Source organism: Euryhalocaulis caribicus, from assembly GCF_000412185.1.
In the GTDB taxonomy this organism is placed as follows: domain Bacteria; phylum Pseudomonadota; class Alphaproteobacteria; order Caulobacterales; family Maricaulaceae; genus Euryhalocaulis; species Euryhalocaulis caribicus.
The window spans coordinates 23,172-29,912 of sequence record NZ_ASJA01000025.1 but is presented as its reverse complement, the minus strand read 5'-3'; the positions used below and the strand labels follow the sequence as shown (position 1 = coordinate 29,912).

7 protein-coding genes are annotated in these 6,741 nt (G+C 63.6%); 6 read left to right on the top strand and 1 reads right to left on the bottom strand.

The genetic code is table 11. The annotated features are described in order from the left end of the window. The 6 genes from L338_RS15075 to L338_RS15050 form a co-directional block, all read left to right on the top strand. A partial coding sequence (locus tag L338_RS15075) for a fumarylacetoacetate hydrolase family protein (protein WP_022699235.1) occupies positions 1-650 on the top strand: 650 nt, incomplete at its 5' end. 69 nt (positions 651-719) lie between these two features. Beyond that, a complete protein-coding gene (locus L338_RS15070; protein WP_022699234.1) occupies positions 720-2,042 on the top strand; it encodes a carboxylate--amine ligase in 1,323 nt (440 codons plus the stop codon). A 7-nt stretch (positions 2,043-2,049) separates the two neighbouring features. Then, a complete protein-coding gene (locus L338_RS15065; RefSeq protein WP_022699233.1) occupies positions 2,050-2,769 on the top strand; it encodes a gamma-glutamyl-gamma-aminobutyrate hydrolase family protein in 720 nt (239 codons plus the stop codon). Positions 2,770-2,845: 76 nt separating this feature from the next. Then, positions 2,846-3,979: a homogentisate 1,2-dioxygenase gene (locus L338_RS15060; protein ID WP_022699232.1), complete on the top strand. Its 1,134-nt coding sequence runs from the start codon at positions 2,846-2,848 to the stop codon at positions 3,977-3,979. Positions 3,980-3,983: 4 nt separating this feature from the next. After that, the gene (locus L338_RS15055; protein ID WP_022699231.1) at positions 3,984-4,988 is read left to right on the top strand and encodes a Vgb family protein; all 1,005 of its coding nucleotides are present in this window, start codon (positions 3,984-3,986) and stop codon (positions 4,986-4,988) included. Positions 4,989-5,013: 25 nt separating this feature from the next. Further along, positions 5,014-5,499 carry a choice-of-anchor V domain-containing protein gene (locus L338_RS15050; protein WP_022699230.1) on the top strand — a complete coding sequence of 162 codons (486 nt, stop codon included), beginning with the start codon at positions 5,014-5,016 and terminating at the stop codon, positions 5,497-5,499. Positions 5,500-5,556: 57 nt separating this feature from the next. Here the strand turns inward: L338_RS15050 and L338_RS15045 are convergent, their stop codons facing one another. Beyond that, positions 5,557-6,588 carry a coiled-coil domain-containing protein gene (locus L338_RS15045; RefSeq protein WP_022699229.1) on the bottom strand — a complete coding sequence of 344 codons (1,032 nt, stop codon included), beginning with the start codon at positions 6,586-6,588 and terminating at the stop codon, positions 5,557-5,559. Positions 6,589-6,741 lie beyond the last annotated feature (153 nt).

Sequence of the window (6,741 nt, the reverse complement as noted above, 5' to 3'; positions counted from 1 at the left end):
TCGCCGTGAAGGGCACGGGCGCGCGGTTCCCCGTTCGCCGCATCTTCTGCGTGGGAAAGAACTACGCGGCGCATGTGGCGGAGATGGGCGGCGACGCCAAATCCGATCCACCCGTCTTCTTCACCAAGCCCGCCGACGCGGTCGCTCCGTGCGGCGCCGATATTCCCTATCCGCCGGACACGGACGACCTGCATCACGAGGCGGAACTGGTGATCGCGCTGGGGCAGGGCGGGGCGGACATTCCGGCCGCCGAGGCCGCCGCAAAGGTCTTCGGCTACGCTGTAGGCGTCGATCTCACCCGCCGCGACCGGCAGGCCGAGGCGAAAGCCAAAGGCCGCCCCTGGGACGTCGCCAAGGCGTTCGATAATTCCGCGCCGATTTCCAATATCGCGCCGGTGGCGGAAACGGGTCACCCGTCCTCCGGCCGTATCTGGCTCAGCGTCGACGGCGTGTTGAAACAGGACGGCGATCTCAGCGCCATGATCTGGTCCGTGCCGGAAATCATCGCCGCGCTGTCGCGCAGCTTTGAACTAAAACCCGGCGACCTCGTTTTCACAGGTACGCCGGAAGGCGTCGGGCCGATCGCCCGGGGGCAGCGGGTCGAAGCGGGCGTCGATGGCGTCGGCGAACTCGATTTCCGTATAATCTAGTCATTCATCGCCGCGCGGCGTTACCCGCGGGCGTTCAACGCCCGGACAAGGGCCTTTAAAGGAGACCGCGTGAGTAAGGAAAAACCGACAGGCCGATGCATTGTCACATACGGGCGCAGCCTTATTGCGCTCGAAATCGCTCACTCCCTCGCCGAGCGCGGGGTGGAGGTGATTGGCTGCGACGACGTCGACCTGACCGTCATGTCCTTCTCGCGCGATGTGAAAAAGAATTTCGTGCACGCGCCGTCGGATTCGAAGCCCGAAAAATTCCTCGACGATCTTGAGAAATATATCCGCAAATACACGCCGGAAGACGACATTCCCTATGTCCTGATCCCGGCCTTCCGCGATATCCAGCTGATCGCCGAAAATCGCGACCGGTTCGACCCGCTGATCAAGGTCGCCGGCCCGACGGCGGAGATGATCTCCAGAATTCATCCCAAGCAGAACCTGGCCCGCACGGCGGAAAAGCTGGGCGCGCACGCGCCGCGCAGCATCGAGTTCAATGACCGCGAAGGCCTGGACAAGGCCGCGGAAGAGCTGGGCCTGCCCTTCCTGATCAAGCCCTTCGACGGCGTCGGCGGCCGCGGCGTGAAGGCGCTGAAAACCCAAGCCGCGCTGGAGGAGCACTGGAAGAAAAGCGCCAGGGTCTATGAGAAGGGCGGCCTGGCGCAGGAACTGGTCGAAGGCGACGATTACTGCCTCGCCGTTCTGTTTCAGGACGGCGAGCTGAAGGCCCATATGGCCTATCGCAACATCATGAAAATGCCCGCCGAATCCGGCGCCGGTATCATGCGCGAGACGATCGACGACGAACCTTTCCTGGAAACCGCCAAGGCGGTGCTCGGCCCGATCGGCTGGCATGGCGTTGCGGAAATCGATTTCAAATGGAACGGGCAGGCCGATACCGAACCCTCCATGATCGAGATCAATCCGCGCTTCTGGATGGGCATTTTCCATTCCATCGAGTCGGGCGTCGATTTCCCGTGGCTGCTTTACGAGATGACGGTGAAAGGCGAGGTGCCGGAGGCGCCGCTGGCGACGGTGGGCAAGCGCACCAAGGCGCCGGGCGTCTGGCTGCTCTCCGCCATTCAGGACATTGCCTCGTCCGACGTGCATTTCAGCCAGGTCAAGGATGGCTGGAAGGAGGCAATGTCCTCCGCCAAGGATCGCAAGATAGTCGAGGCGCTGAAGAAATTCGGCGCATCGCTGGGCAAGGTCACGGACATCGAAAGCGCCCGCAAACACTTGAAAAAGGCGATGGAGGACGCGGACGAGGCGCAGGTGGAGCTGTTTTCATCGCGCGATCCGTTCGCCAGTCTTGGCGTGCTGTTCGTGCTTGCCTCGCTCGTCCGGCACGGAAAGCTGCCGCCGGAACTGACCTATAAGTGATTTTGAAGTGACCGCGCCGCCCCTGTCCGACCGCCCGCTGATCGGGGTCACAAAGCCCAGCCGGGCTGATAATCTGGCCTATGCCTGCATCTGGGCCGGGGTCTGGCTGGCCGGCGGCCGCCCGGTGCGCCTGACCGCCAGCAAGCCGCGCCGCAAATGCGCTTTGCGGGGGCTGGTCCTGGGCGGGGGCACGGATGTCTTTCCCGGCCTCTATGACGCCAAGCCCCGCGCCGGCTACGCCTATGACCGCAAGCGTGACGAGATGGAGATCGAGTGGGCGGAGCGGGCGGAGCGCGCCAATATCCCGGTGCTGGCGATTTGCCGCGGCGCGCAGATGATGAACGTGATGCGCGGCGGCACGCTGTTCGCCGATGTCGCCAAGTCGTTCAAGGACGTGGATTACCCCAGCACGTTCCTCGGCCATGTATTCTACCGCAAGACGATCCTGATCGAGGACCAGACCCTGTTGCACGACGTGCTGGGGGATGAGGACCGCGTGAACTCCATGCACAAACAGGCCATCGCGGATCTGGGCAACGGGCTGGAAGCCACCGCGCGCGAACGCAACGGCGTTATTCAGTGCATCGAGGACCGCGAGCGGAACTTCTATATGGGCGTGCAGTTTCACCCGGAGTTCCTGCTGCACCGCTCCCGTTTCCGGGGTATCTTCAATGCGCTGGTCACCGCGGCCGCGCATAACCCGACCGAAGTGACGGAAGACAGCTAGGCTTCCGCTTTGAATTAGTTTCATTTGAAACTATCTATGGGGCGACGACAGATTCACCGGCACGGAGTTTAAGGTCATGGCGAAGAAGTGGATCCCGGCCAGCCGCGTGGAGGGCGACGCCTCCCGTCAGGCGCACGCCGATTTCCCCGAAGGCACGTATGAGCGGGAAATCTCGAAAGAGGGCTTCTTTGGCCCCGCCGCCTTCCTCCACCACAAGAATCCGCCCACGGGCTGGACCGATTTTGAAGGCCCGCTGCGCCCGCGCGCCTTCAACCTGATCGGCGTCAACGATTCCCCGAATTCCCCGTGGGACGCGCCCGTTGTCCTGCACAATAACGCGACCGAGATGCGTTTCTGGAAACTGGACGCGCCGATGGAAATGCTGGCGCGCAACGCCGATGGCGACCAGCTCCTCTTCATCCACAAGGGCGAGTCAGAACTCTATTGCGATTACGGCCATCTGACCGTGCGCGCCGGCGATTATGTCTATCTGCCGCGCGGCACGATGTGGCGGCTGGACCCGTCAGAGCCCAACGCCATCCTGATGATTCAGGCGACCAACACTCACTACACATTGCCGGACAAGGGGCTGGTCGGCCCGCACGCCATCTTCGACCCCGCCATGCTGGACGCCCCCGAAATGGACGAGGCGTTCAAGGCCCAGCAATCGGACACGAAAGGCTGGACCGTTCAGGTGAAGAAGCGGAACGCGGTCAGCACGATCACCTTCCCGTTCAATCCGCTGGACGCGGTCGGCTGGCACGGCGAACTCGCGCCCGTGCGCCTGAACGTGAAGGATATCCGGCCGCTGATGAGTCACCGCTACCACCTGCCGCCCAGCGCCCACACCACATTCCTGTCCGACCGCTTCGTGGTCTGCACCTTCGCGCCGCGCCCGTTCGAGACGGACCCCGGCGCCCTTAAAGTGCCGTTCTTTCATAATAACGACGATTACGACGAGGTATTGTTCTACCACGCCGGAGACTTCTTCAGCCGGGACAATATCGACGCCGGAATGATGACCTTCCATCCGTCCGGCTTTACCCACGGTCCGCATCCCAAGGCGCTGAAAAACATGTTCAAGCCCACCAAGGACGCGACAGACGAATACGCCGTCATGGTCGACACCCGCGACCCGCTGGAGGTTGGCGAAGGGGCGGCGTCCGTGGAAAACCATGAATACGTAGATAGCTGGAAAGCAAAGGACTGATCCGATGAAACGCATCCTGCTTACCGCCGCCGCCCTGACGCTCGTCACGCCCGTGGCTACGGCCGCGCAGGATTTCGAGGCTTCGAACGACGGCGTGACCATCCAGGAATGGACCGTCCCTTACGAAGAATCCCGCCCGCGCGACCCCTTCGCGGCCAGCGCGGACGAGGTCTGGTTCGTCGGACAGCGCACCGGCTATCTGGCCAGCCTGAACATCGGAACCGGCGAATTCGAGCAGGTGGACCTGGGCGAGGGCGCCGGGCCGCATAACCTTGTCGTCGCAGAGGATGGCGGCGTCTGGTACGCCGGCAACCGCCGCGCCCATGTCGGCCGCTACGACCCGGAGAGCGGCGAAATCGAGAAAGTCGCCATGCCGGACGAAGCGGCGCGCGACCCCCATACCCTGATCTTCGATGACGCCGGCGATGTCTGGTTCACCGTCCAGGGCGGCAACAAGATTGGCAAGCTGACCGTCGCGGACCGGGGCGTCCAGCTGATCGACGTCCCCACGGAAGGCGCGCGTCCCTATGGCATCAAGACCGCGCCGGACGGCACGGTCTGGGTCGCCCTGTTCGGCACGCACAAGCTGGCCTCCATCGACCCGGAGACCATGGCCCTGACAGAGCATGACCTGCCGCGCGAGGAGGCCCGCCCCCGCCGTCTGGAAGTCACCGATGACGGCCGTGTCTGGTATGGCGATTACGCTGGCGGGAAGCTCGGCGTCCTCAACCCGGACAGCGGCGAATTCACCGAATGGGACCTGCCCTCCGGCGCCGAATCCCGCCCCTACGGCACGGCGATGGACGCCGACGGCAATATCTGGGTGTTCGAGACCGGCGTGGAGCCGAACCGTCTGGTCGGCTTTAATCCCGAAACCGAAGAGTTCTTCACTTCGGTCGAGGTTCCTTCCGGCGGCGGCACGGTGCGCCACACGCATTATCACGCCCCGACGGACACGATCTGGTTCGGTGCGGACACCAACACGATTGGCCGCGTCACCTTTGACTAGGGCAATTTTTCTCACGGCGTTGCTCATGCCCGGGCTGGCCTTTGCCTTTCCGGACGGCGCGCCGTGGGACGCTCTCGCCAATCCGGGCGAGGCCTGCGCCCAGTGCCATTTTGGCGAGGACCCGGTGGAAGAGTCTCCAGCGCTGAGCCTGTCCGGGCTGGAGGACGGCGCGGTTGCGGGCGAGACCTATCTCATCAGCCTCAGCTTCGCCCCGCAAGGCGCGGAAATTGTAGGATTTCTCGCCAGCATGCGGAATCAGGATGAGGGCGCCGCGGGCGTAATATCGTCTGATAATCAGCGCGTTGAGGCCAGGGACGCCGCGGCCCGCTCCACGCTGGAGGGCGCCGCGCTCGAAAACGGTGTGGCGGAGTGGTCCTTCCACTGGCGCGCCCCGGATGCGCCCGGACCGGTGACCCTCAGCGTGGCGGCCAATGCGGGGAACGGCGACGCCTCACAATTTGGCGATACGGTTCATCTGAAAAACATCGATCTGGACGTCCAGAAAAAATAAGGGCGGCGGACCTTCAGGTCCGCCGCCCTTGCTGGCTGTTGCGGGGGAATCCGCAGCTTAGTTGTCTTGCATGGCCTCGATGTCATCGTGGAGGGCGTCAAGACGGCGTTCGCGCTCGTCCAGCCGGCGCTCACGTTCTTCCAGGGCCTGTTCCCGCGCCTCCATGCGCCGCTCCATGGCGTCGAGACGGCGCTCCATTTCCTCGGTCATGCGGGCCAGGGCCAGTTCACGCTGCTCGGCGGCGCCTTCCAGATGCGGGCCGCCGGTCGCTTCCAGACGTTCCAGCGCCTGCTCGCGGCGCTCATGGGCCTTTTCCATGCGCAGGCGGACCCGCTCCATGTGCGGCTCCATCTCTTCCATGCGCTTCATGGCGATTTCGATGCGCTTTTCGGCGTGTTCCGGCAGGCCCTCGCTGGAAAAGCGATAGGCGTAGACATGGCGGTCGCCATCTTTGCGTGCGCGTTCGATATCCGCGCGGGCGCGCGCCATATCCTCTTCAGCTTCTTCCATGGCGCGCTGGATCTCGATGCGGATTTCGCCTTCATCGAAGTCCTCAACTTCAGCCATTGCGCTGGCGACTTCACGCTCGATTTCGTCGAAATCTATGGCATCGACCTCGGCTCTGGCCGCCGCAATTTCGCGTTCGATTTCCGCGTGATCAATGGACTCCGCCGCCGCCATCGCGGCTTCGATTTCCGCATCCACGCGGGCGCGGTCCCACTGAACGGCCTCGCCATCCACGGTCACGTCCCATTCGCCGCCGTCCTCATTGCGCATCACGATCACGCGGTCGCCATCATCGATCCGGCGAACCGTGACCTCTTTGGCGCTGTCCAGATCAATCACGCGGGCATGGGCTTCGTCATCGACCACGACGACCCTGTCACGGGGAGCGGTGCTTTTCAGGCGCTCCACATGCACCCGGCGTTCTACGCGCGGGTCTTCCGGCGCGCCTTCCAGCCGGCTTTCAAATTCCGGCTGGCCGGTATCGGGGTCAACAAAGCGGGCTTCGGGCGTGGCCTGGGCGAAGGCGTAGCCGCCGGCGGCCATTCCGGCGCAAAGCGCGGCTGCGGAAACGAGTTTTTTCATGGCGGACAAAGCTCCCCAAATCTCCTGAATTACTTGTCCAAGAGTGCGGGAGAGGGCCTTGAACCGGCAAGTTAATTCGCCGCCATCTTGCCGAAACCTTACGGTAAGCAAGGCCAGGGAGAGCGAATAGACATCGGCCTGCGGCTCGGATAG